This is a genomic window from Nostoc sp. (assembly GCF_036919615.1).
In the GTDB taxonomy this organism is placed as follows: domain Bacteria; phylum Cyanobacteriota; class Cyanobacteriia; order Cyanobacteriales; family Nostocaceae; genus Nostoc.
Genome location: NZ_JBALCN010000023.1, coordinates 98,394 through 123,299, shown reverse-complemented (window position 1 = coordinate 123,299; position 24,906 = coordinate 98,394). Strand labels below are relative to the sequence as shown.

The window sequence follows — 24,906 nt, the reverse complement described above, 5'->3', positions numbered from 1 at the left end:
TTGTAACTCTACATCCATTGCCCTACTTACCTTTCAGGGTTTTTTCTGTTCATTCTTTTATTCAGAATACCCGGAAAGTGACAGAAGAGGGATAAATTGGGATATTTGCCATCTTCTTCCCAAACAACCCAGCTTTTACGGTGTTTGCGTTCAGTCCCCAGTACTACAAAAAAATCTGGCCCTCGGAAGTTTTCTGATTTGCACTGGCGTGTACTGTAATAAATGGTGAGATTACCCGATGCATAAAAGTCGTTGCGATTTTGCCACAACCACTCCAAGCATTGGATGAGCAGTGTCATTTGCAACCGATGCAAGTCAGTTTCCAAAGGCAGTTCGTCACTATACAAATCCCCTGGCGAAAATGTAACATCTTTTGGGGTTGTTAAATTTGGGGTGACAGACATGGCAGCAAGTGGTCTTAGTGCTATAAGTTTAGCCTAGCAGTTAGGACATATTATTGTTGAAAGGATGCAATCTTATCTTTAAATGCTAAAAAAGGCGTAGCTATGATGACGGTTAAAATTGTTTATTTTATTTATGTTTTTATCATCTTACAAATTTAATGATAACACACCAAGTTTCAATTTTAGATTTCCAATTTTAACTCAATTATGCCATAATCTTGATTGAATATACTTGGTATTTCCTCATGTATAGAAGGCATTAATTTTTCAGGTATAGGTAGGCATAGTTCTTCAAATAAAGCTAAGGTTATTTTATTAAATCTATGGATAGCTAGTAGTTTACTTTTTTCATTATTTCTATTTAAAACTAGCTTGATCATCTGAAGATTAGTTGCAACTTTTGACTCAGCATATAAGGCAATATTATTTGCTAAAATTTTAATAGGATAGCTATTGTTCATGCCAGGGTATCGCACAAATGTAATTGCTTACTAATATAGCTTTCAAAGTAAGTAGACGTGCAGTAGCTTGCCATTTACCTATCTCATGTTGAATCTATCTTTAAATATCCAACCCAACAACCATTAGCTCAGGCGGATGTTCAACATTAAACTGGTAATATATCTCTCGTCGCTCCTGTGGTGGAAAAGTTAACTGCCATTCTAAAATCCCCATTTCACCAAGTTGAATTTGTGGGTTACTACGGCTGAGGCGCACTTTAATTTGCTCGTAGCGGCTAACTGGCAATTGTTCAGTTAGTTTCAGATTTACTTCTTTGTCGAGTAAGTTAGTAATTATCAACCGATAACTATAAGTAATTCGGCGCTGGTTGCTAATTAATCTTTTGTCTACTAGACGTTCAACTAAGTCGCGCTCAATTTTTAAACCTTCATCAATCCCTAAGTTCAGTTTGAATTCTTGCCCTGGTGCAATATTCTCTAACTGAGTTGTCCCAATAAAAACGTTATCGCGGAAAATATTCGCTTTACCTGGTAACAAAGTCGCACCGTTGGGACTATTTTTCACATTAGCTTGTAGATAAGCAAAGCTTACCAAGCGCGGCATTGCTACATAATCGAAGCTACAAGGATAATCATCATTGAAAATTGTAGTTTTATGGGGTGCGCCATCACTGGGAATGTTACCACCACCATTCAATTTAAAAGTAACTACACTCCCTTCTTTGGATATTTCTGCTGTAACGATTTCTGCTGGGATAAGACTATCCTCTGCAACTTCATCTTGTTCTTGCCAATCTGCTCTGGCAGCAGAAGCAGGCGGATCTGCTATGCTAGGCAGCAGTGGTGGCTGGGCAGCAAATCGTCGTCGTGCAAATTGTGGACGTGGAGCATCAATATACCAGGGTTCAAGTTTGGGTGGGAGTGTACCTAATCCCGGTTTAGCGGTAGAAAGGGTGAGATTTGCACCAATCCAATCTTCGCCACTGCTTTGGGTGATTTCTGCAAGGTAGCTCAGATGCACAATATCGCTAGTAGTGCTAAAGCGCAAGTCATAAAGCGGAGTCCAACTAGCGCGATTCACTAAGTATGATAGCTCTAATTCAAATTCGCCTTCACCCGTAACTTCAACTGCCACAACTAAGCTAAAACTCTCTTTAGGATAGGGTGTTTGAATTTTTTGCAATGAGGTGTGGAGTGCTTGCAGTTGTTTGTCTAATTCCTGCTGTTGGGTTTTGCACTCTCCAGATGCGATCGCATACTCACTATATTGGCTTCCGATAAAGTTGAGGAAATCCAAAGTTTCACTGAGGCTGAGATTTTTCCGAGACAAACTTTGTGAAAAGGGTTCTTCTGTTTTTTCCCGTAAGCCGACGATAAAACTAGACTGCAATGCTAAAGCATCCACTTGGGCTTGCAGATGGCGTTTTTCTGCTTCTAGTTGCTGAATTTGCCTTGTCAAATGTGCTACTCGCTCCGCTACAGGTTCCGTAGTGTAGATGCGATCGCTACTCACTCCCACCAAGCGCACCCCTACTGTTCCTATACCCCTAACCCTCACAGATTCAGTTTCTAGAGTTACTGGCACTGGGGTAATTACTAATTCCTGTTCAATTCCTGTTAAATAAACTACACCTCGCCGTGTAACTAATGCTCTATCAGAATACACAGTAACAGCTACAATCTCGCTTTGTACTGTTTTGCGCCAAGACTGTATTTCCGGGTTAACCACTGCCAGTTTTCCCCCATTTTAAATGACTCTGCTGGTTAATTGTCAATGCTTCCCGGTCTAACCGTCAACCCCTTTAGGGAATTCAAAATTTAATTTTTTAATTTTGAATTGTATCTGAGTAATGCAAGCTGCATATCAGCTTAGAGACTTCCAAATAAAAAACATCCAACTACTTCTTGTGGTGTCAGCGTCTTGCCTGCTCTTAGCTAAAGGCGGGCAACATGCCCATCCGACAAGATTGGATAATTTATTTGTTGGAAATCCCTTCTTTTACCTGTGAATTGGTTCAAGCGTACCAGAGGCAATATTAGCCTTTTGCTCGGCAAAATTCTTTGCCGCAGCTAGTAGATATTCATAATAGGCACGAGCAACGATAGATAGCTGTTTGCCAGATGGGTAAACCATGTACCAATTTCGCTGAATCGGGAAGTGTTGTACATCTAAAATACTAAACTCTGAGGCGTCTGATAGTAAGGTATGACGAGATAAAACAGAAATTCCTAAACCACCTGCGATCGCTTGTTTAATTGCCTCATTACTTCCCAATTCTAGCTTGACTTTTACCACTATCCCTTGTTCTTCAAATAGCTTTTGGACGGCGCGACGAGTTCCTGAACCAGGTTCGCGCATTATAAAAGGTTCGTTAGACAGGCGTTGTATAGGAATGTTTTTTTCCTTAGATAACGGATGATTAGTCGGTGCAAAGACTATTAAAGGGTTTTCTAAAAATGGTTCACAAGTCACATCTATATTGTCTGGAATTTGACTCATAATATATAAGTCATCCAGATTATGACTCATCCGTTCCAAAATTTGTTCGTGATTCGTTACTTGCAGCGAGATATCAATCCCTGGATAAAGTTCGCAAAACGGCCCTAACAAACGTGGAATAAAGTATTTTGCTGTTGTAATCACTGCCAAGCGTAATTGTCCCTGTTTTAGCCCTTTTAAATCTGCCACCTTCATTTCATACTGGGCTATATTGTCAAAAATCTGCCGACAAGTGGCAAATAATTCCCGTCCTGCTTCCGTTAGATACAACCGCTTCCCCACTTGCTCAAATAATGGCAACCCTACCGATTTTGTGAGTTGCTTGATCTGCATAGAAACGGTAGGTTGGGTGAGAAACAATTCTTCAGCAGCACGAGTAAAGCTACTGTGACGTGCCGCCGCCTCGAACACTTTTAACTGATGCAGCGTCGCTTGGTTCAAGGGTGATTCTCCTGTATATAGCGATTTATAGATATAAAACTAGTATTGCTGAACACTGGCAAATGATATAGTGATGCTCACAGAAAGTTACGAGTTTTATTCATAGATAAAACTCTATTAATTATATTGAGATAACGGTATTTTCTTTATGGATTGAAGAAGCTATTATCAGAACAGCAAAAGCGTAAGATGCCTTCTATCTAAACGATGAGTGCTGAATGTAGATTTTTCATAATTGATCATTCATCATTCATCATTCCATAATTCTTCTGCAATTTTTGTAGGTAGCTTGGTTAAATCTGGTAATCTTAGTACCTCAATTTCGGCAACTTGTTCTTTAATATTCACTGGTAAGTTTAACGGTTGGTGTTTTTCTATCCAGCAGCTTGCTAATGGCAAGGTTTGCTCCATTTCGTCTAGAGGTCGGGGAATTACCATCACTGCATTCAATTCCCCAATGCGTTCTGCCTCAAACATTCCCGCTTCCACTGCTACCGCCACATTTGCTACAGAACCACGAATAATGGCTGTACACAAACCTGCACCAATTTTTTCATAGGCTGCTAAATGAACATCAGCAGCTTTGAGCATGGCATCACACGCTCCTACCATCGCTGGAAATCCTCGCGTTTCTACCAAACCAATTGCTTGGTTACTCAGACGGCTATAATTGCCCTCTTCCATCAATTTGGTGAAACGGGTTGTGATCGGAAGTACTATATCTAGGTTGGGATAAGGTCGGGGAATCACCAAACTAGAAACCAACTGACCAAACTGTTCAGCCGTTTGTACACCTGATTCTACCGCCAGACGCACGTCAGCAATTCCACCCCGGATGATCGCAGTACAATAACCGCCGCCAATTTTTTCATACCCAACTAGGTGAACTCCCGCTGACTTCAGCATCATATCCGCTGTACCAACTATTGCTGGAAAGCTGCGGGTAGAAACTAAACCCAAAGCAGTATCCTGGAAGGTGTCTTGAATACGCGCTCCCTCGCTGGAACTCATAGACCGTTGATTATATGTTTCCATTTTAATTATCCAAGATACGGAAAAAGCCGACAACTTACAATTAACACTTACTCGGACTAATCGTCAGAGTTTGGGTCGCTCAAGGATTGTCTATGAGGAAACAATGTAGTCAACAGTCTGTGTATGCTCCCTTGCCCATAAATTTGAGTCCCGAAACCGTTAGGGGATTCTGTGGTTAGCTGACTGGAGTCTGAATGATGTTCTGTAGACGCTTGGGCGGCTTCTTGCAAGGTGGAGTCAGCATCATTGGCAGGTTCCTCCACGGGAGGAGACTGACTTTCTGGAGTGGTGGGAGATTTAAAGTAAGAAATCGACTTGTTTTGTTTGAAATCCCCAACAGCCGAAACTGAGAAGTTAGTTGAGGAAATTACCTTTTCCTTAACTCCACCTGAGCCATTTTCCTCTTCCTTGTGCGGTGGTGCATTTGTAGAAGCTGGGTTATTTGTAGATGGTTCCAGTTGCTTTGCTTGGGCAATCTGCCGACTGGTGTCTCCTAAAATCGAGCCAGGTGGTACTACTTGTCCAGGTTCAACTGAATAGTTAAAAACTGTTGTTGCTGAACCAATGCAAGCATTTGCTCCAATTTTGCCCTTGCCAACCATCAAAAAACCGGCTCCCAGGTTTGCCCCTGTTTCTACCTCTAGGGTGCCTTCATGCACTTGGAGAATTGCTCCCATACCAATACAGACCCCTGGCCCAATGATGATCTTGCTGTTTACAGCTGCTTGGAGGATCACCCCAGGTGCAAGTACCGCGCTTGGATGAATAGTCACCTCACCACTAATGTAAGAATCAAAGTTATTGCTGAGGCGCAGTGGCGGCACAGACATGGAAATTTTAACCTCGGAAGCCGGAAGAAAATAGAGAGTTAGGAGTTAGGAGTAGAAACGCGGTTAATCGCGTCTGTACAGGAGTTAGGAGTTGGTTATAAAGTGAGGAGTTAGTTAAAAGTAAGGAGTTATAAATTTTAAGTTTAGAGTTGTGAATTAACAATTTTTTCAACTCTTAACTCTGTCAATTTTAGATTTTGAATTTTGGATTTTGGATTGAAGAAAAAATCTAAAATCTAAAATCCAAAATTGAATGACTCCTAACTCCTAACTCCTACCTGCTTATGGGCGTTGGATAATCGTTTCCAATACCCGGCGCTTGGCTTTGGGGTCAATCCCAATTAAGCGGACATATTCCCCTTGGTATTCGCCCAGCTGCCTTTCTACAGATGCGATCGCTTCTCTTTCTGAGGAGGCTTGAATTTGACCCGTACTAGTCCAGGAACCAGTCCGGAACCGCCGTTGGTCTACGTGTTCAATACTAATTTTAGAGCCGCTAGCCAATAATTGCCGGAGTTGGTCTACTACTTCACTACTCAAGCGGGTACTGGTAGCTGTTTCTTTTGCTGTAGCAGAAGAGGGTGCACTGCTAGTATATGATTTCTGACTGCCAGAGGAGGCTACTTGACCATTTGGACGTTGGATAATCGTCTCTAATACCCGGCGCTTGGCCTTGGGGTCAATCCCAATTAAGCGAACATATTCCCCTTGGTATTCGCCGAGGTGTCCTTCTACAGATGCGATCGCTTCTCTTTCTGAGGAGGCTTGAATTTGACCCGTACTAGTCCAGGAACCAGTCCGGAAGCGGCGCTCATCTACATGCTCAATACTAATTTTATACCCACTACTCAGTAATTGACGAAGTTGATCTACTACTTCAGTACTTAAGTGACTACTGGTAGCTGTTGCCGATTGTGCACTACTAGTAAATGATTTCTGGCTGCCAGAGGAGCTTACTTGACCATTTGGACGTTGGATAATGCTTTCTAATACCCGCCGTTTCGCTTTGGTATCAATGCCGATTAAACGCACATACTCGCCTTGATGGCTTGCTATACATTCTTCCAAGGCGGAGATGACTTGATTTGTGGAAGTTGCTTCTATTGGCTTGCAACTAGTCCAGGAACCAGTTCGGAAGCGGCGTTCATCTACGTGTTCCATGCCAATTTTGTAACCACCTGCCAAAAGTTGGCGGATTTGCTCTAAAGTTTCGCCATTGACTTTGCCAGTGCTAGAGCCGTTACCATTACCATTACTGCTGCTGTAACTGCTATTACCACGACTAGCAGGAGCCTTAAAACTGGTAGTTGGTTTAGCATCACCATCCGGGCGTTGGATGATGGTTTCTAGCACCCGCCGTCTACCTTTATCAATGCCAAACAGCCGGACATACTCGCCGCTATGGTTTGTTACACAGCTTTCTAATGCTGCGATCGCTTCACCGATGGATCTCGGTTCAATTGGTTGGCAACTAGTCCAAGAACCCGTGCGGAACCGTCTTTGGTCTACATGTTCCGTACCAATCTTATACCCTTGCTCCAATAGATAGCGCAACTGCTCTATTGTTTCTGCACCCAAGCTATTGCTCGACACTTCACTACTCCTTTCCAACTCTAAGACAGTAATACCATTACCTGTATAAGATTTAGCGTTCTCATTCCGAATGGGTGCTATACATTTGCTATCCGCAGCACAGAGATAACCAGATCGTAATGCCTGATTTATCCCAACCACATGATGAGCAAATTCCTTATCCTGATCTTGCACATCTGGCAAGCGGTCAGCTTGCTGCTGGCTAGTAATTATCGCTCCCGAAGGTACATATTTACCTGGGGGAATTTCTACGTCTTGAATTAAAGCGTGCAGCATGACGATGCAACCTGCACCCACCCTGGCATTAAATACCGTAGAGCGAAAGCCAATGAAGGAATTATCCCCGACATAAGCTGGTCCATGAATTAGAGCCATATGGGTAATGCAAGCATTTTCGCCAACCCACACCGAGTATTTATTTTGGTCATCGCCAATTACTCGACCTTGCTCCAACCCATGAATCACAACACCATCTTGAATATTAGTGTTTTCACCAACATAAAAAGGTGTGCCTTCATCTGCTCTAATCGTAGTCCCCGGAGCAACGATTACATTTGCACCTATTCGTACATCCCCAATCACATTGGAGAACGGATGTACAAAGGCAGTTTCATGGATTTGGGCTTCAGCTAAATTCCTCGACCACGGGGTTGGGGGTGCCGCCGTGTTGCGGACTGCCATCGCGAGATTCCTCCTGTATTAAGTTAGGAGTTATGAGTTATGAGTTAGGAGTTAGGAGTTATGAGTTATGAGTTTTTACTCCTCACTTTTCTAACTGTTTACTATCGATTTAAGTTAGGAATTATGAGTTTTCACTCTTAACTCCTCACTCTTAACTCCTCACTCTTCACTATTAACTCATAACTTCTCTAACTGTTGACTATCGATATTGATCTTTTTTGCTGTAAATGAGACGGTCTTCAACGTGAATGGTGTCTATGATCGCCACCACCACTGCATCTAATGGACGTTGCTCATTCCCTATAACTTGACGAGCAGCACTGCCATTACTGACAAGTACCCACTCATCTACTCCTGCTCCCACACTATCTGCTGCTACCTCGTATTGTGGGAGGATGTTTCCATCTTCATCCACTAATTGTAACAACAGTAGTTTGACACCTCTAAGACTTGGGTCTTTTTGGGTGCTAACTACTGTGCCGCGAACTTTAGCAACTTGCATTACAAATTACGGTCTTCTACCGAAAGGACGAATTGCATTCACATTTTCGCGGAACTGCTCTACGTCTTCGGTATAACGAATTGGCAGGACATATTCCAAGTTTTCGTGAGGACGAGCAATGATGTGAGTGGATAACACTTGTCCGCCGTTGACTCGCTTTACAGATTCAACACCTGCGGCCACGGAAGCTTGCACTTCCGACACGTCACCCCGGACAATCACTGTAACCCGACCACTACCGATTTTTTCATAGCCTACTAAAGTGACGCGGGCAGCTTTCACCATTGCATCAGCAGCTTCCACCACCGCTGGAAAGCCTAGCGTTTCAACCATTCCTACTGCAATTGACATTAGTTTTAATCCCTATTTAAAGTTTTTAGCCTTGGACAAAAGTGATGCTCAATTAGGCAAAGAGCGTTAATTACTTTGTTTAAACAGCTTTTAAGTGCGGAACTGTTCCACAGCTTCTGTGTAACGTATCGGCAAGACGTATTCTAGGTTTTCGTGGGGACGAGCAATGATGTGAGTGGATAACACTTCACCACCATTGACTCTTCTGGCAGCTTCAACCCCAGCTGCTACGGAAGCTTGGACTTCCGATACATCTCCCCTAACTATCACGGTGACGCGAGCGCTACCAATTTTCTCATATCCTACTAAAGTGACACGGGCGGCTTTCACCATCGCATCAGCAGCTTCCACGACTGCTGGAAAGCCTTTAGTTTCAATCATTCCAACTGCAATTGGCACCGCAGAACTCCTACAAAATTAATCCAATCTGTACTGTCGTTTGAAATTTTTGACGGGGAGAGCTTTATCTTAAGCTAAGAAAACACTTCCAAATTAAGCATAGGAAAGCTTGGCGTCCCTGGCAATATAAATTACTATAATAGTTTATGATAAGAAAGTTTTAAAAAACTTAACAAATATTTATCTGTGCTTCTGAGCAATTAAAGTTTACTGATTCCGAGAGCAGCCACTTATGCTTTATAATTTCTTTATCACATTTACAAAAGGAGATTCATAACCAAGGCTAGTTCCATCTGCCGAGGTGCAAGCAGCGGCTGTATCTCATGCTGTCTCTATCTTTCGTGAAATTTCGTTATCCGCACAAGGACTAGGTGAAAAATATATAAATTTCTCAAATATATCGTATAAAGTAGTTTGATCAAAGTAGAAATACAAATATAAAAAGGTCGGTGAGGTTAAGGTAAGTAAATGCTTTTGCGTATGTAAAGTTATATTTTATCGAAATTTAATTGGGTAAACTAAAGAAAAAATATTTCTGAGAATTTAGTTAAAACAAAAAATAAAAAACGTTGATGTTTTACAAAATTAATCTTTTTAAATAAACAATTGTCTGAAAATTTTTTAAAATAAAGGCGGAGTCGTCAAGGGAAATTTAAATGAATCAATTTCTATTTTCAACAAGTTGGTTTGTGCCTTTATATAGTTTATTGGGTGCAATTTTGACGTTGCCGTGGGGAATAGGAATAATTCGGCGAACAGGGCCAAGACCTGCGGCATACATCAACTTGTTAACGACAGTTTTGGCTTTTGCCCATAGCCTGTTTGTATTTAAAAATATTTGGGATAGAGAACCAGAAAACTTATTGGTCACTTGGTTCAAAGCTGCGGGTTTAGACTTATCTTTTAACTTGGAACTATCACCAATCAGCATTGGGACAACAGTTTTAATTACAGGGTTAAGCTTACTGGCACAAGTTTACGCTCTGGGTTACATGGAAAAAGACTGGTCGTTGGCGCGTTTTTTTGCGCTGCTGGGATTTTTTGAAGCAGCGCTGAGTGCTCTAGCAATCAGTGATTCTTTGTTTCTTAGCTATGCGCTTTTGGAACTCCTGACGCTTTCGACTTACTTGTTGGTGGGGTTCTGGTATGCTCAACCACTAGTAGTGACAGCAGCGCGAGATGCGTTTTGGACTAAACGGGTGGGAGACTTGTTGCTGCTGATGGCTGTGGTGACGCTTTCCACCTTAGCCGGCAGTTTGAACTTTTCGGATTTATATGAGTGGGCGCAAACAGCTAATTTAAGCCCAATGACATCAACATTGCTGGGGTTGGCGTTAATTGCTGGGCCTGCTGGCAAATGTGCCCAATTTCCACTGCACCTGTGGTTAGATGAGGCCATGGAAGGGCCTAATCCAGCCTCGGTAATGCGAAACTCACTAGTAGTAGCTGGTGGTGCTTATCTTTTGTATAAACTGCAACCATTGTTAGCACTGTCGCCAGTTGCCTTGAATACCTTGGTAGTGATGGGCACGGTGACAGCGATTGGGGCCACATTAGTATCCATAGCTCAAATTGACATTAAGCGATCGCTGTCTCATTCCACCAGTGCATACATGGGCTTAGTGTTTTTGGCGGTGGGGTTGCAGCAAGGGGGTGTAGCCTTGATGTTGCTGTTAACTCATGCGATCGCTAAAGCACTACTATTCATGAGTTCTGGTTCAGTAATCTTGACTACTCAAAGCCAAGATTTAACAGAAATGGGCGGTCTGTGGTCACGGATGCCAGCCACCACCACTGCCTTTGTTGTCGGTTCAGCGGGGATGGTAACACTGCTACCATTGGGAAGCTTCTGGGCAATGCTAGCATGGGCTGACGGCTTCGTGAATATTAGCCCTTGGGTGATTGGGGTTTTATTATTGGTCAATGGCTTGACAGCATTGAACTTGACCAGAGTATTTAGATTAGTCTTCTGGGGGAAACCGCAACAAAAGACCCGTCGCACGCCAGAAGTTGGTTGGCACATGGCCTTGCCAATGGTTATTCTCACAGTCTTGACTCTGCTTGTACCTCTGATGCTACAGCAATGGTACTTACTACCTAATTGGCAAAGTATTAATTGGTATGTGGCGTTCGCATTATTTGCTTCTACTGTGGTGGGAGTAGGTTTAGGGTGTACAGTTTATCTGCACAAAGCTTGGTCAAGATCCAGAATCTTGGCGTGGAGATTTCTGCAAGACTTGTTAGGTTATGATTTCTATATTGACCGAGTTTATCGTGTAACTGTGGTAAGTGCAGTAGAACTGCTATCTAAGATTTCTGCTTGGAGCGATCGCTACTTGGTTGACGGTTTAGTAAACTTGGTTGGGTTTGCGACAATTCTCGGCGGACAAACTTTAAAGTACAGTATTTCTGGGCAATCTCAGGGCTATATGTTGACCATCCTAGTAGTTGTCAGCGTCCTGGGTTTTTTCATCAGCTGGTCATCAGGTTTACTAGATAAATTGCCTTTTTAACTGAGTTAGAAGTCATTCAATTTTGGATTTTAGATTTTAGATTTTTTCTTCAATCCCTTCGGCTTGGTGCAGTCACTCATGGGGAGCCACTGCGGTGGACGGGTTCCCCGGCATAAAGCAAGTGGCGTGGAAACCCCCTACAGCCCTTCTCCTAAAGGAGACGCTCTTGCGTTCGGGCATCCTACGGCAGGCGCTAGCCTCTGGCAATGTGAGAAGACCGCACTGCTTCACCAAAATCCAAGTTGCGCTGTCAGCGCACCAAAGGTGCGACCAAAATCTAAAATTGACAGAGTTAGGAGTTAAAAGTTACTATTCTCGCCTGCTCCCCCTGCTCCCCCTGCTCCCTTTATCTGAATTTTATGCTTAGTGTTTTAATTCTAGTGCCGTTAATCGGCGCAGCTTTAATCGGTTTTTGGCCCTCTGGCATCAGTGGGAAATTCGCGCGTGGGCTGGCTTTGGTCTTTGCCAGTATCGCTTTCTTGTGGACAATCGTACTAGCAATTCAGTTCCATCCAGGGGAAATTACTCAACAGTTTGCCGAGTCTTTCCCTTGGGTAGATGTTTTAGGCTTGAACTATAACCTTGGGATAGATGGTTTATCTTTACCATTGCTGATTTTAAATGGATTGTTAACTTGCATTGCCATTTACAGCAGTGATGAATCCCTACAGCGTCCTAAATTTTATTACTCTTTAATACTATTATTAAGCGCTGGCGTGACTGGAGCCTTTCTAGCACAGGATTTACTGCTATTTTTCTTATTTTACGAATTGGAACTGATTCCGCTGTATCTGTTGATAGCTATTTGGGGTGGCGCCAAGCGGGGTTATGCTGCAACAAAATTTCTCATTTATACCGCCGTTTCTGGAATCTTGATTTTAGCAAGTTTCCTCGGCATGGTTTGGTTGAGTGGTTCCTCTAACTTTGCACTAGCAACCTTGAACGCTACAACTTTACCTTTAGCAACACAGCTTTTACTGCTAGCAGGAATTTTGGTAGGTTTTGGGATTAAAATTCCCTTGGTTCCCTTCCATACTTGGTTGCCAGATGCTCACGTTGAAGCTTCTACACCAATTTCAGTGCTGTTGGCTGGGGTGCTATTGAAGTTAGGAACTTACGGCTTACTGCGATTTGGCATGAACTTGTTACCAGAAGCTTGGAGTTATGTTGCTCCTTGGTTAGCAATTTGGGCAGTAGTAAGTGTACTCTATGGTTCATCCTGCGCGATCGCCCAAACTGATATGAAAAAAATGGTAGCATACAGTTCCATTGGACACATGGGCTATGTGCTTTTAGCAGCGGCGGCGGCTACACCCTTAAGCGTTTTGGGTGCTGTCATGCAAATGATTAGCCACGGCTTGATTTCAGCAATGCTGTTTTTGCTGGTAGGGGTTGTGTATAAAAAAGCCGGAAGCCGGGATTTAGAAGTCCTCCAAGGACTGCTGAACCCAGAACGGGGTATGCCTGTAATTGGTAGCTTGATTGTTGTGGGAGTCATGGCCAGCGCTGGTATACCAGGAATGGTCGGGTTTATTTCCGAATTCGTAGTTTATCGGGGGAGTTTTCCAGTTTTTCCAGTGCAAACCTTGCTATGCATGATTGGTACAGGCTTAACTGCGGTTTACTTCCTAATACTCCTCAACCGCGCTTTTTTTGGACGCCTGTCTGCACAAGTTACCAACTTGCCGCGGGTGTATTGGAGCGATCGCATCCCAGCTGCAATTTTAGCTGTGCTGATTGTGATTTTCGGCATTCAACCTAACTGGTTAGTGCGCTGGAGTGAACCAACAATTACAGCAATGGTAAATACCCAAAACGTAGTAGCAGCAGTGTCTTTGGATAAAGCAATCAGGTCTGAGGATTAGGGACTGGGGAAGAAGCTCTTGAGCAGGGAGCAACGGAGAAGAAAGAGTTTTCCTCTCTGCCCCCTGCCCCTCTGCCTCTTTTCAATGTCCAATCCCCAGTACCAAATCCCTAATTCCTATACTTTTTGGAGAGATGGTAATGGTAACTATTAAAAAGAAAGCTACTCACAATCCCTTAGCTGAGTATATTGAACGTCTGCAAAAAGGAGAGGCATTACTTCCCGATAGTCCAGAGAATGTATTGGAAGTTGTTGGTATTCTTAAAAGCTATGGCGTAGTTTTAGATGCCTATTCAAAAAATCTTAACTATATTGCTGAGCATCAGTTTTTAGTATTTTTCCCATTTTTTAAATACTTTAATGGAAAGATTTCTTTTCAGAAATTACTCCGTCACTGGTGGCATGACCGAATTAATTTTGAATATGCCGAGTATTGTATGAAAGCCATGATGTGGCACGGTGGCGGCGGACTAGATACGTATTTAGATACAAAAGAATTTAAAGAAAGAGCGCAAGCCGTTATCGCCGCAAAATTTAAAAATAATCCCTTAATTTTGGGTATTAACCAACTGTTTCCAGATTTCTTAACAGAACACTTGCGTGTCTCTACTTACTACACTGGTTTAGGTCAATTCTGGCGAGTAATGGCTGATATGTTCCTCAGCTTATCAGACCGCTACGACCAAGGCGAAATCAAATCGATTCCCCAAGTTGTAGACCATATAAAAGCAGCGTTAGTGGCAAATGCATCAAACCCAATTACCTACGCCGTCAAAATTCGGGATGAAGTCTATGAAATCATTCCTAAAAGCGTTGGTTTGACCTTCTTAGCAGATACAGCAATACCTTATGTAGAGGCAGTATTCTTCCGGGGAACTCCTTTCCACGGTACAGTTTCATACAACGCCCAAGGAGCTCAAATTCCCCCAGATCAAACTCGATTTGAATATGGCGCATTGTATGCCGATCCTTTGCCTATTGGCGGCGCTGGTATTCCTCCCACCTTGTTGATGCAGGATATGCGTCATTATCTTCCAGAATATTTGCACAAAATTTATCGTCACAGTCTTCGGGGTGAAGATGATTTGCGAGTCCAAATTTGCATGAGTTTCCAAAAATCAATGTTTTGCGTAACGACAGCAACGATTTTGGGACTGATGCCTTATCCTTTGGATACTAAAGATCCAAATGAGGAAAAAGGTAATCAAGTTTATTTAGAGAAGTGGATGAGTCGGTTACAAACTTCGCGGTTACTAGATGTGAATAAATAGTTGATTTTTGATCAATATTATACTTCTGGTTCGATACCCAGCGATCGCAATTGAGCAACTAGGCGCTCATTTCTTTGACGTTCTTGTTCAGCCCTTTCTTCACCAGTCAACAACAAATTACCTTGCGAATCCCACCAGCGTAGCCAAGGTAATTCCATATTTTGATATTCTCCCTGCCATAGATCTAACTCAACCCCTAAAGAATGTATAGGATAATGTCCACGTTCATTTGCTATTAATAACTGATATTGTCCACCAATTAATTCATAAACTTCCACACTAGCTTTATTCACTTCATAAATGCCATAGAAGGGAGGACGAATCACCTGCTCATAAATCCAAAATTCCCCCTTCCAAGGAGTTTTATCTCTTTCTTGACTACCATCGCCAGAAACAAATTCCAATACAATCAATGGAGCAATAAACTCTCGCCATAGTACATAAGACCTGCGCGTTTGCCCATTCAGAGTCGGTGGTACATTCCCTACATAAAACCAGTCGGGAGCTTCTGCACCTTTTTCTGGGGGGTCAGTGATGCGCCAGTAGATACCGCTATCTTGACCAATACAGTATTGCCCATCAGGATGACGTTTTTGCAATATCGGTTTAATAGAGTCTGTTAGGAGAATGCTTTGGGGATGTTCCTGAAAGTTTTTCACGAATGTACCGTCAGACTCTGGTAACTGCGTATGGTCTGGGAACGGTGTGAGGGCGGTGGATGGATCGGTTGCAGAGGTCATAAGACTACCTTTGCAGGAATAAGGGTTGTTTTTTAGTTTAGCAGTGGAAGGGGAGATGCCTGTGGTAGTCTACATTAAAGCTCTTTAAATATTCTCCACCCATAAAATATTACTGATATAAGCACTGGTTCTCAGTGCGTTGTAAAATTTTTCGTCTGCTGTTACCATTTGGCATTGTTGAGTAATAGCAAGGGCTAAGTATAAACTGTCATACACTGCACGATCTGTCTGAAAGGCAATATCTAAAGCAAGTGGCATTAACGGCTGAGATAAATACACCTCTACAGGAACTGCATTTAAATCTGTTAATGTTTGTCTTGCATTTTCAGCAGTGTCTTCACCGCGACGTACTCGTTTCCACAAGACATTTCCCACTTCTGGGAAGAAAAAATCTGGAACTAAGAAAGTATGATTACTTGCTACTAAACGCCTAGCTGCATCAGAGTAGACTTCAGGGATGAACCACTTTATAGCAATGCTAGCATCTAAAACATACTGACTCACCGTTCTCTGTCCTCGCGGATGAGTTCAGTACTATCACTGAAAATTTTTCCTATATATCTAACTTGAGCGCGTGCTACAGCTTCTCTAGTCCTTTCCATGTCGCCGCCAGTGTGGTACTGTGTCGCTTTTTCAGCCGCTTGTTGTAGGATCTGCTTTAGTTCTTCTTGCAATGATCTACCGTGTTGTTTGGCAAGAGTTTCTAGCTTTTCTAGAATAATGGGATCTAAATTTTCAACTAGGATTTGAGCCATAATTCTATGGTTGTTTTTTCGCTGCTTTTATTCGAGATTTGAAATTAGTTTAGCAAGTATAAACGCAAAGAGTCTTATCCTGAGACATAGCGCTGTTGATGTAAAGCTAGGCTCCAGTTCTTCAGGCTTTCTTATGTGAAAATTAATACAAATATTTTGAGAGTTGCAAAGATGGCTTGGGTAGCAGGTGATCAATTACAAGGTGGCAAATATACTATTGAAAGGGAATTGGGAAGAGGACGATTGGTTTGGGCTGAGGCTGTGGCTTGGACTGGGGCTTGGTCTTGGTCTTTGACTGTGGCTGAGGCTGTGGGTGTGACCGTGGTTGGGACTGTAGTTGTGACTCTGGTTGTCGCTGGGACTGTGGCTGGGGGTGTGTCTATGGCTGTGGTTGTGGCTGCGGGTATGGCTGGAGAGAATTTACGAAAATCTTTTAGCAAGATTCATACTTTTCTAATTTTAGCTAGCATTTCTAGTCTAGGCTTGGGTTTGGGATGGCTAGGACATAAGATTTTGAATACAGGTACATAGCTTACTCAAGCTCTAGAAGCTAACTGGCAAAAGATTTTGTAGCTGTTGATCGAGTGGAGAAGCGATGTCTAAGTACAAGCCGCTGCGCGTCTAGATACCTTTAACCTCATACCAAAATATTAAATTTCCGGCTCAATACCAAGCGCTGGTTTTAAGAGCGTTGTTATGAAAGATAAGCTAAATAAATAAACTGATATCTACATTAAAATAGTCTGCCAACGCTTCTGCTTGAGTTTTACTAATGGTGCGATCGCAAAGCGTCTCTAAAGGAGAATCGCCATTAACAATTTGCAAGGCAATTTCCAAGGAACCAATTAACTCAGCTAATGCTTCGCTTGTAGTATCGCGTGGGTCATTTTTCCATTTATCCTTATCATATTCAGCGTGAGTTAAGCGATCGCCCAAAAGAGAGCCAATATAATATTTATCGATTGGTTCACCACCTAACTAAGAATCTCCTGAGTTGAATTCGGGAGAGTGTTAAAAAAACCCAAATGTATTGTCTTTATCAAGTAACAACCTCTTGCTTAGGTTTCCGCACTGGACGCTTGCGTTCGCTGCGACGAACGCCCCCCGCCATTTTGTACTCATCGCTATTCTTGCCATACTTTGCAGCTACGCTGACTAACACATGTTCTGTTAGTTCCATCAGCGACTTTTCGGTTAATTCTAAAGCTCCCTGAGTTAGATCCACGGTGGAGAGGCTGGAGTTATAAGCTTCCAACTTGTCCTGTGTTTTTTTGATGGCGGCGGCAAAGGTGTCAATAGTGACTCCATTACATAAATCTAAGGTGGGACTAATCGATTTCAAAGCGGCAATCCGACGCTGTGCTCTATCAAGTACTTTAGACCCACGTTTTGGACGTGACATAAATAACTTTCCTTTTCTTAATCATGCACAAGGATAAAAACTGACTTCTATCCTTGTCTTTACACCATTATGATAAATAAAACCGGGGTGATTAACACCCGCAATATTCAGTATTATATAAAATATATAATACAAAAAATATTATATTTATTAAGTAAATTTATTTACAAACATTCAAATTCAGTAAACAACTGCCCGAATTCAATAAACGACTGCCCGAATTCAGTAAACAACTGCCCGAATTCAATAAACGATCGCCCGAATTCAGTAAACGACTGCCCGAATTCAATAAACGACTGCCCGAATTCAATAAACGATCGCCCGAATTCAGTAAACGACTGCCCAAATTCAATAAACGACTGCCCGAATTCAATATCATGCTTCTCGTTTGATTGCAATATCAAACTCCTATTTAATTTTTGCGAAGCTCGGTGCGCCTTTATCTCGCTTCGCTGATGAAGATTCCCTGCGATCGCTAAACAATAATCTCAAAGTACACGCAGTAAACTGGGAATGCTTTCGATCGCTGACAAATTCCGAATTTCTGCCAAAGCTTGCCGAAAGTTACCTTCTGGCACATCATGGGTAACAACCACAATCTCTGCTAGTTCCCCTTTAAAGCCAGTTTGGACAATTGACTCTAAGCTAACGCCATAGTTACCAAAGCAAGTCCCCAATTTACCGATAACTCCAGGTTGGTCATTCGTGAGGAAACGGGCGTAAAACCGAGTTATCAGTTCTGCCATCGGCGCAATTTGGCAGTATTCTTGATGCCCACAAGTTAATAATGGATTTGCAACTGCTGTATTGGTTTTGAGCACAGCAACTAAATTCAAAATATCTGATGTGACAGCACTGGCGGTTGCACCAGCACCAGCACCGGGGCCGAAAAACATTACCTGGCCGATAGGTTCTCCTTCGACAAGAATGGCATTGTAAACGCCGTTGATGCTAGCCAAAGGGTGGGCTTGGGGCACTAAGGTAGGATGAACTCTGATGGAGAGAGGAGATGATGGAGTATCACGTTTAGCGATCGCTAACAATTTAATCACAAATCCCAATTTTTCAGCATAGGCAATATCTGTCTTGCTGACTTGCCGAATCCCCTCAGTATAAACATCTTGCAAGTTGATGCGTCCACCAAAGCCTAATGATGCCAAAATGGCAATTTTATCTGCTGCGTCTAAGCCATCGATATCGGCTGTGGGGTCAGCCTCAGCATAACCCAAACGCTGGGCGTCAGCCAAAACATCGCTGAAGTTACTGCCTTCTGTTTGCATCCGCGTCAGGATGTAGTTAGTCGTACCGTTAACGATGCCTGTTACAGTATGAATGCGGTTAACACTTAAAGACTGCTTTAGGGGTTGAATCACAGGAATACCACCACCCACAGAGGCTTCTATCATCACGTATACGCCAGCTTGATTGGCAGTTGTGAAAATTTCTGCCCCAAAGCGGGCGATCGCTGCTTTATTGGCGGTGACTACGTGCTTACCATTACTCAAAGCTTTAAGGATTAGCGATCGCGCCGGTTCCAATCCACCGATCACCTCGACAACTATATCTACTGCCGGATCGTTGACAATAGCTTCTAAATCTGTCGTTAAGACTTCTGTAGACAATTCTACTGTACGGAGTTTATCTAGCGATCGGACTCCCACCCGGTATATTTCTATCTCTTGCAACAACGGGTGACGCCCAGCCCTATCTTGCAACAACTGCACTGTCCCCGTTCCCACGGTGCCTAATCCCAGTATTCCTAGTTTCACACCCACAAATTTTGCACCCAATTTATTTCTAAGTGCTGAGTGCTGAGTGCTGAGTGCTGAGTAGTTATCAGTACTTAGTACTTTACTCTTCAGAACTTAGAACTCTTTCCTCAGCTATTTATAATATTCATCACAAAACAATTGTAGGGTGAGCACTGCCCACCCTACTGATTCATAACTCAGAACTTGGAACTCAGCGAGAGTCACAGAGGCGGCTTGCGCCGCTCTGAACTTCGTAACTTAGTAGGTTTCTACGTGCCAGCGATGAGCTTTCTTGAGTTCCTTCTGGTAATCACTCCAGGTTACGCCTTCCTTAGCAGCAGCAGTAGTTAAGGCTGCATCAATACCTTCTTCCATACCCCGCAAACCGCAGATGTAGGTGTGGGTTTTTTCATTTTTAATCAACTGCCACAATTCATCAGCATGTTCCGCTACGCGGTCTTGGATGTACATTCTACCGCCTTGGGGATTTTTCTGTTCGCGGCTGATGGCACCAGTAAGGCGGAAGTTATCAGGATATTTTTGTTGAATTTCTTCCAGTTCTTCCTTATATAAGAAGTTTGGAGTTGTCGGCACACCAAATATTAGCCAAGAGAATCCTTTAAATTCGTATTCTGAGTTAGCTGCTCTTTCAGCATCTTTAAACTGACGCCAGAGGTAAGCCCGCATCGGGGCAATACCTGTTCCGGTTGCCAACATGATGACATTAGCATCAAGGTCATTGGGTAACAACATTTCCTTACCCACAGGCCCTGTAATTTTTACATCTGCCCCTGGTTCCAGGAAACACAGGTGTGTAGAGCAAACACCGTAGACTGTTTCACCAGTTTCCGGGTGCTTGTACTCCAACTGGCGGACGCACAGTGATACTGTCTTATCATCTACATCATCGCCATGACGAGTTGAGGCGATGGAATATAGTCTGAGTTTTTCCGGCTTCCCGTTCTTGTCTAATCCTGGCGGAATAATCCCAATACTTTGACCTTCTATATACTTCAAATCCCCGGCGGAAATGTCAAATTTAAGGTGTTGAACAATACCAATCCCACCTTCTTTGACTAGCGGTTCATTAGATATTACCTTACCAATAAACGGAGCATTGGGACGGTAAGTGTTGACAGGAACGTCACCTTGGTCTTTTTTGGCTTTCGCTTGAGTCATGGTGTTGCCTTTCTTGTCCTTGTTCTTGAGCTGTTCTTCAGCTGGTGGTTTAGTGAAGCCTTTGACTTCACTATTAGGATTCACAGGTGTGGCTTTACCATTTCCTTGACTGTTAGCAGTTTCCCCAGATGTAGCTAACTCGCTGACTTCAGTGTTAGTAGTTTCCCCAGATGTAGCTAACTCGCTGACAACGCTTGTAGCATTTCCAAGTGAGGCTTTACCATTAACTTGCTCTAGAGCAGTTACAGGCTGGATGCTAACAATTGTGCCGCCTAGACGAGTGATACGTCGCATTTCTTGATTCATGCGGTTGTAAGGCACTCTGATGAACACACTGCCACTTTTACGAATTGGGTAGTTAGTTTGATCAGTTTCTTCGCTCTGACGCAAACCCACTACTTCATAGAGGAAGACGCGGCTACCTAATTCTGTGTTGGCAGCACCCTCAACAGCACCTTGATTGTACATTCGTTCTACCACTCCGATATTTACTTAACCGTTTTTCAAAAAACTATTCCCATCCCATGCCAGCTTTAGTTTACCGGATTTTCGTTTCACAAAACTAGCCTTGAAGGAAAAACGGCATCATTAAATTAATGCCTTGCTAAGTACACTCACCAAAGACATGCAGGCATAGCAAAAAACACACCTGTTCACCTTCTAAGGTAAAGGAGAAGTCTTGTGGAGAATGTTAATAATGAGTCAATTTAATCTTTTTTTCGTTAACTACCACCCCCATTAGGGAGATAGCTTTTTACTTTACTACCCAACGAGCAATTTACAATGACAGATATTGTCCGAGGCCTGCTTTGATTGGTGAAAATTACCGCTCAGTTTACCTCCAGAAGTTGCCGTTGTGCTTGCTTACTCTAAGGGTTTAAACTGAAGAATGCCAAGGAGAGGAAGGTTTTCTTCCGATTGGTTTTACTTCTCCAAATCCACTACTCTCTGGGAATGTTGTTAGCTATATTCATAACCTGTCTATGGATAATTACATGACTAGGACAGACTCTAGCTACAAATAGAATGACAGAGAGAACCCTAATTTAATCAACTGTAATCAGTTTTACTTGATGTGAAAAATCTGTCAACCTTTATCAGTACTTTGCCATAACGCCGACACTTCTATTTGAGCATATCCATAAATTTACTGCCAATAATTTGACTAATGCAACTTGTTGACTCATTCGTTGGATAGATTTTTGCTTTGAATATCTTAAACATTGTCCAGCCGGAATTACAATTTAGGAACGTCAAAAAATTCGCTGCGATTATAAATTATAGCTTATAGACTTGATTATATAGAGTCACAAGTAACAAACTGACAAAGGCGTAACACTCATGGGCGGTGATGATCCCCATTTTTAAATTAACGACTAAATCAACAAAATGATTGATGAACCACGCTAATTCTTCTTGACAGCAATCTTGTATTGGGATACCCCCTTCTGTTAAAATCAAATATACCACTAGGATTAAATACTTACCGGCACCAACATTCAGGCTAGTCCGACGAGTAGCAACTTAATTATTTTGTTGCCAACCCGCTTGGTGTCTTATAGATGTGCTAGGTAGCAAGAACGCAGGATAAACCAAAGGGGTAAACTCCTGGCTTCAGAATCTGCTGTGTGAAAAATTATTGACACAACTTTAGTATTTTAGAGGAAATTTATGACAAGTAAGCCGGAACGCGTGGTACTGATTGGAGTAGCCGGAGACTCTGGGTGCGGGAAATCTACGTTTTTGCGTCGTTTGATAGATTTATTTGGTGAAGATTTAATGACAGTCATCTGCTTGGATGACTATCACTCCCTGGATCGCAAACAGCGTAAAGAAACGGGGATAACTGCATTAGACCCCAGGGCGAACAATTTTGACCTGATGTATGAGCAAATAAAAGCGCTCAAAAATGGTCAAGGGATTGATAAGCCGATTTACAATCATGAAACCGGCTTGCTTGATCCGCCAGAGCGGATCGAGCCGAATCGCATTATAGTTGTTGAAGGGCTGCATCCTTTATATGATGAGCGGGTGCGATCGCTAATCGACTTCAGTGTTTATTTTGACATTAGCGATGAAGTCAAAATTGCTTGGAAAATCCAGCGAGATATGGCTGAACGCGGTCATCGCTATGAAGATGTTTTAGCACAAATCAATTCCCGCAAACCTGACTTTGATAAATTTATCGAACCACAAAGAGAATTTGCTGATGTGGTTCTCCAGGTATTACCCACAAACTTGATCAAAAACGACACGGAGCGCAGAGTCTTAAGGGTACGTATGCTCCAACGGGAAGGTAAGGAAGGCTTTGAGCCAACCTATCTTTTTGATGAAGGGTCAACAATTAATTGGACTCCCTGTGGACGCAAGCTGACCTGTTCATATCCTGGTATGCAACTATACTACGGGTCAGATGTTTACTACGGTCGTTATGTCTCAGTATTAGAGGTGGATGGTCAATTTGACAACTTGGAAGAAGTAATTTATATCGAAACTCATCTCAGCAATACATCCACAAAATATCAGGGTGAATTAACCCACTTGTTACTCCAGCACCGCGAATATCCAGGTTCCAATAATGGTACTGGTTTCTTCCAAGTGCTTACAGGTTTGAAAATGCGTGCTGCCTATGAGCGGTTGACAGCTACGGAAGCAAAGTTAGCAGTTCAGGTTTAAAAGCAGCAGTGTTTGTGTCAAAGTTTGTGGGGGCGCTTCTGGGTGTCCCCCTTTTTTTGTGTTATTAAATACATTTTATCCAGAAAATAATTAGCATAAATTTATCTTCTTTACAGATACTTACCTTATAGCTAGTGGTTTTTATCAATATTAAGAAGATACTAACTACTGAAGTATAAATATTGTTATGATTTCATAAATTAGATAGTTGAACTAAATACCCATATTTAGTCAGCGAAAAAAACTCAATAAAGGAGGAATTTCCTTTGTCTCGTCGATATCTATTTACCTCCGAGTCAGTCACCGAAGGTCATCCAGATAAAATCTGCGATCAGATTTCTGATACCATTCTGGATGCCCTACTGACACAAGATCCCAGCAGCCGTGTTGCTGCTGAAGTAGTAGTTAATACTGGTTTGGTGCTAATCACTGGTGAAATAACCACCAAAGCCAATGTGAATTTCGTCAATCTTGCCCGCAAAAAAATTGCCGAAATTGGCTATACCAATGCCGATAATGGCTTTTCTGCTAACAGCACCAGCGTTCTGGTAGCTTTAGACGAACAATCACCTGACATTGCCCAAGGCGTTAACACCGCCCAAGAAACCCGCCAGGAAGATAGTGATGAACTATTCGACAAAATTGGCGCAGGCGATCAAGGTATAATGTTTGGCTTTGCCAGCAACGAAACACCAGAACTGATGCCTTTACCCATCAGTCTCGCCCATCGCATTGCTCGCCGACTGGCAGCAGTCCGCAAAACTGGTGAACTGCCATACCTGCGTCCTGACGGCAAAACCCAAGTAACTGTGGCTTACGAAAACGGACGCCCTGTAGGCATTGATACTATCCTGATTTCCACCCAGCATACAGCCACTATTGGGGAAATTACAGATGAGGCGGCGGTACAAGCCAAGATTAAACAAGACCTGTGGTCAGCAGTGGTCGAACCTGTTTTTGGCGACATTGACATTAAGCCTAATCAGGAAACACGTTTTTTAGTTAACCCCACTGGCAAATTTGTCGTTGGTGGCCCTCAGGGAGACTCTGGTTTGACAGGACGGAAAATAATAGTTGACACTTACGGTGGTTATTCACGGCATGGTGGCGGCGCTTTTTCCGGCAAAGATCCCACCAAGGTAGACCGCTCTGCTGCCTATGCGGCTCGCTATGTGGCGAAAAATATTGTCGCCGCTGGGTTAGCAGAAAAAGTTGAAATCCAGCTATCCTATGCTATCGGTGTAGCACGACCAACAAGCATTCTGGTGGATACCTTTGGCACTGGCAAAGTAGATGAAGAAACCTTACTGGAATTAATCAACCAGCACTTTGAACTGCGTCCAGCAGGGATTATCCATACCTTCAACTTACGCAACTTACCAAGTGAACGAGGCGGACGTTTTTATCAGGACGTCGCGGCTTACGGTCACTTTGGGCGGGCTGATTTAGACTTGCCTTGGGAACAGACCGATAAAGCCGAATTGTTGAAGCAAGCAGCAAACGAGTCAATTTCGGCAGTAGTTGCTCCGGCACTAACTTAGACTAATACGTTACTACA

The 24,906-nt window shown here is 42.8% G+C and carries 22 protein-coding genes and 3 pseudogenes; 6 read left to right on the top strand and 19 right to left on the bottom strand.

Annotated features, from left to right (window positions below; genetic code table 11):
- Positions 1-86: 86 nt before the first annotated feature.
- The 11 genes and pseudogenes from V7K48_RS08430 to V7K48_RS08385 form a co-directional block, all read right to left on the bottom strand.
- A pseudogene (locus V7K48_RS08430) lies at positions 87-404 on the bottom strand (Uma2 family endonuclease); the annotation flags it as partial.
- 182 nt (positions 405-586) lie between these two features.
- On the bottom strand, positions 587-865 hold the full coding sequence (locus V7K48_RS08425; protein WP_335071352.1) for a hypothetical protein: 279 nt from the start codon (positions 863-865) through the stop codon (positions 587-589).
- A gap of 100 nt (positions 866-965) precedes the next feature.
- Positions 966-2,594 (bottom strand): mucoidy inhibitor MuiA family protein, encoded by a 1,629-nt coding sequence (locus V7K48_RS08420; protein WP_335071350.1) that lies wholly within the window; start codon positions 2,592-2,594, stop codon positions 966-968.
- A 270-nt stretch (positions 2,595-2,864) separates the two neighbouring features.
- On the bottom strand, positions 2,865-3,806 hold the full coding sequence (locus V7K48_RS08415) for a LysR family transcriptional regulator (RefSeq protein ID WP_335071348.1): 942 nt from the start codon (positions 3,804-3,806) through the stop codon (positions 2,865-2,867).
- 246 nt (positions 3,807-4,052) lie between these two features.
- Positions 4,053-4,841 (bottom strand): BMC domain-containing protein, encoded by a 789-nt coding sequence (locus V7K48_RS08410; protein ID WP_335071346.1) that lies wholly within the window; start codon positions 4,839-4,841, stop codon positions 4,053-4,055.
- A gap of 56 nt (positions 4,842-4,897) precedes the next feature.
- The gene (locus V7K48_RS08405) at positions 4,898-5,671 is read right to left on the bottom strand and encodes a transferase (protein ID WP_335071344.1); all 774 of its coding nucleotides are present in this window, start codon (positions 5,669-5,671) and stop codon (positions 4,898-4,900) included.
- A 282-nt stretch (positions 5,672-5,953) separates the two neighbouring features.
- A pseudogene (locus V7K48_RS34940) lies at positions 5,954-6,199 on the bottom strand (ribulose bisphosphate carboxylase small subunit); the annotation flags it as partial.
- Positions 6,200-6,304: 105 nt separating this feature from the next.
- Positions 6,305-7,945, bottom strand: a pseudogene (locus V7K48_RS08400) (ribulose bisphosphate carboxylase small subunit); the annotation flags it as partial.
- Positions 7,946-8,144: 199 nt separating this feature from the next.
- Positions 8,145-8,447 (bottom strand): EutN/CcmL family microcompartment protein, encoded by a 303-nt coding sequence (locus tag V7K48_RS08395; RefSeq protein ID WP_335071340.1) that lies wholly within the window; start codon positions 8,445-8,447, stop codon positions 8,145-8,147.
- Positions 8,448-8,453: 6 nt separating this feature from the next.
- Positions 8,454-8,798 (bottom strand): carbon dioxide-concentrating mechanism protein CcmK, encoded by a 345-nt coding sequence (locus tag V7K48_RS08390; protein WP_010995041.1) that lies wholly within the window; start codon positions 8,796-8,798, stop codon positions 8,454-8,456.
- 90 nt (positions 8,799-8,888) lie between these two features.
- A complete protein-coding gene (locus tag V7K48_RS08385; protein ID WP_015209255.1) occupies positions 8,889-9,197 on the bottom strand; it encodes a carbon dioxide-concentrating mechanism protein CcmK in 309 nt (102 codons plus the stop codon).
- 656 nt (positions 9,198-9,853) lie between these two features.
- Between V7K48_RS08385 and V7K48_RS08380 the strand changes: the two genes are divergently transcribed.
- From V7K48_RS08380 to V7K48_RS08370, 3 genes are all read left to right on the top strand, one after another.
- Positions 9,854-11,710: an NAD(P)H-quinone oxidoreductase subunit F gene (locus V7K48_RS08380; protein ID WP_335071337.1), complete on the top strand. Its 1,857-nt coding sequence runs from the start codon at positions 9,854-9,856 to the stop codon at positions 11,708-11,710.
- 359 nt (positions 11,711-12,069) lie between these two features.
- The gene (locus tag V7K48_RS08375; protein WP_335071335.1) at positions 12,070-13,575 is read left to right on the top strand and encodes an NADH-quinone oxidoreductase subunit M; all 1,506 of its coding nucleotides are present in this window, start codon (positions 12,070-12,072) and stop codon (positions 13,573-13,575) included.
- A gap of 139 nt (positions 13,576-13,714) precedes the next feature.
- Positions 13,715-14,845 carry a CO2 hydration protein gene (locus tag V7K48_RS08370; RefSeq protein ID WP_335071333.1) on the top strand — a complete coding sequence of 377 codons (1,131 nt, stop codon included), beginning with the start codon at positions 13,715-13,717 and terminating at the stop codon, positions 14,843-14,845.
- Between the two features lie 17 nt (positions 14,846-14,862).
- On the opposite strand, the gene V7K48_RS08365 is transcribed toward V7K48_RS08370, so the two are convergent.
- The 3 genes from V7K48_RS08365 to V7K48_RS08355 all read right to left on the bottom strand — a co-directional run bounded on the left by V7K48_RS08365 (position 14,863) and on the right by V7K48_RS08355 (position 16,340).
- The gene (locus V7K48_RS08365) at positions 14,863-15,585 is read right to left on the bottom strand and encodes a Uma2 family endonuclease (RefSeq protein ID WP_335071331.1); all 723 of its coding nucleotides are present in this window, start codon (positions 15,583-15,585) and stop codon (positions 14,863-14,865) included.
- 84 nt (positions 15,586-15,669) lie between these two features.
- Positions 15,670-16,089: a type II toxin-antitoxin system VapC family toxin gene (locus tag V7K48_RS08360; RefSeq protein ID WP_335071329.1), complete on the bottom strand. Its 420-nt coding sequence runs from the start codon at positions 16,087-16,089 to the stop codon at positions 15,670-15,672.
- Positions 16,086-16,340 carry a FitA-like ribbon-helix-helix domain-containing protein gene (locus V7K48_RS08355; RefSeq protein WP_335071326.1) on the bottom strand — a complete coding sequence of 85 codons (255 nt, stop codon included), beginning with the start codon at positions 16,338-16,340 and terminating at the stop codon, positions 16,086-16,088. Before V7K48_RS08355 ends, V7K48_RS08360 begins: the two co-directional genes overlap by 4 nt.
- A 135-nt stretch (positions 16,341-16,475) precedes the next feature.
- Here V7K48_RS08355 and V7K48_RS08350 point away from each other — a divergent pair, with 135 nt between their 5' ends.
- Positions 16,476-16,871, top strand: coding sequence for a hypothetical protein (locus V7K48_RS08350; protein WP_335071323.1), 396 nt, complete (start codon positions 16,476-16,478; stop codon positions 16,869-16,871).
- Positions 16,872-17,048: 177 nt separating this feature from the next.
- Here the strand turns inward: V7K48_RS08350 and V7K48_RS08345 are convergent, their stop codons facing one another.
- From V7K48_RS08345 to petH, 5 genes are all read right to left on the bottom strand, one after another.
- Complete coding sequence (locus V7K48_RS08345) at positions 17,049-17,276, bottom strand: hypothetical protein (protein ID WP_335071321.1); 228 nt, start codon at positions 17,274-17,276, stop codon at positions 17,049-17,051.
- 103 nt (positions 17,277-17,379) lie between these two features.
- Positions 17,380-17,742, bottom strand: a complete 363-nt coding sequence (locus tag V7K48_RS08340; RefSeq protein WP_335071319.1) for a hypothetical protein — start codon at positions 17,740-17,742, stop codon at positions 17,380-17,382.
- A gap of 164 nt (positions 17,743-17,906) precedes the next feature.
- Positions 17,907-18,140 (bottom strand): hypothetical protein, encoded by a 234-nt coding sequence (locus V7K48_RS08335; protein ID WP_335071317.1) that lies wholly within the window; start codon positions 18,138-18,140, stop codon positions 17,907-17,909.
- Positions 18,141-18,230: 90 nt separating this feature from the next.
- Positions 18,231-19,517 (bottom strand): homoserine dehydrogenase, encoded by a 1,287-nt coding sequence (locus V7K48_RS08330; protein WP_335071372.1) that lies wholly within the window; start codon positions 19,515-19,517, stop codon positions 18,231-18,233.
- A 234-nt stretch (positions 19,518-19,751) separates the two neighbouring features.
- Positions 19,752-21,140, bottom strand: coding sequence for a ferredoxin--NADP reductase (gene petH, locus V7K48_RS08325; protein ID WP_335071370.1), 1,389 nt, complete (start codon positions 21,138-21,140; stop codon positions 19,752-19,754).
- 1,203 nt (positions 21,141-22,343) lie between these two features.
- On the opposite strand from petH, the gene V7K48_RS08320 reads away from it, so the two are divergent.
- Both V7K48_RS08320 and metK read left to right on the top strand, forming a co-directional pair.
- Positions 22,344-23,348, top strand: a complete 1,005-nt coding sequence (locus tag V7K48_RS08320; protein ID WP_334968573.1) for a phosphoribulokinase — start codon at positions 22,344-22,346, stop codon at positions 23,346-23,348.
- A 266-nt stretch (positions 23,349-23,614) separates the two neighbouring features.
- On the top strand, positions 23,615-24,889 hold the full coding sequence (metK, locus tag V7K48_RS08315; protein WP_335071315.1) for a methionine adenosyltransferase: 1,275 nt from the start codon (positions 23,615-23,617) through the stop codon (positions 24,887-24,889).
- Positions 24,890-24,906 lie beyond the last annotated feature (17 nt).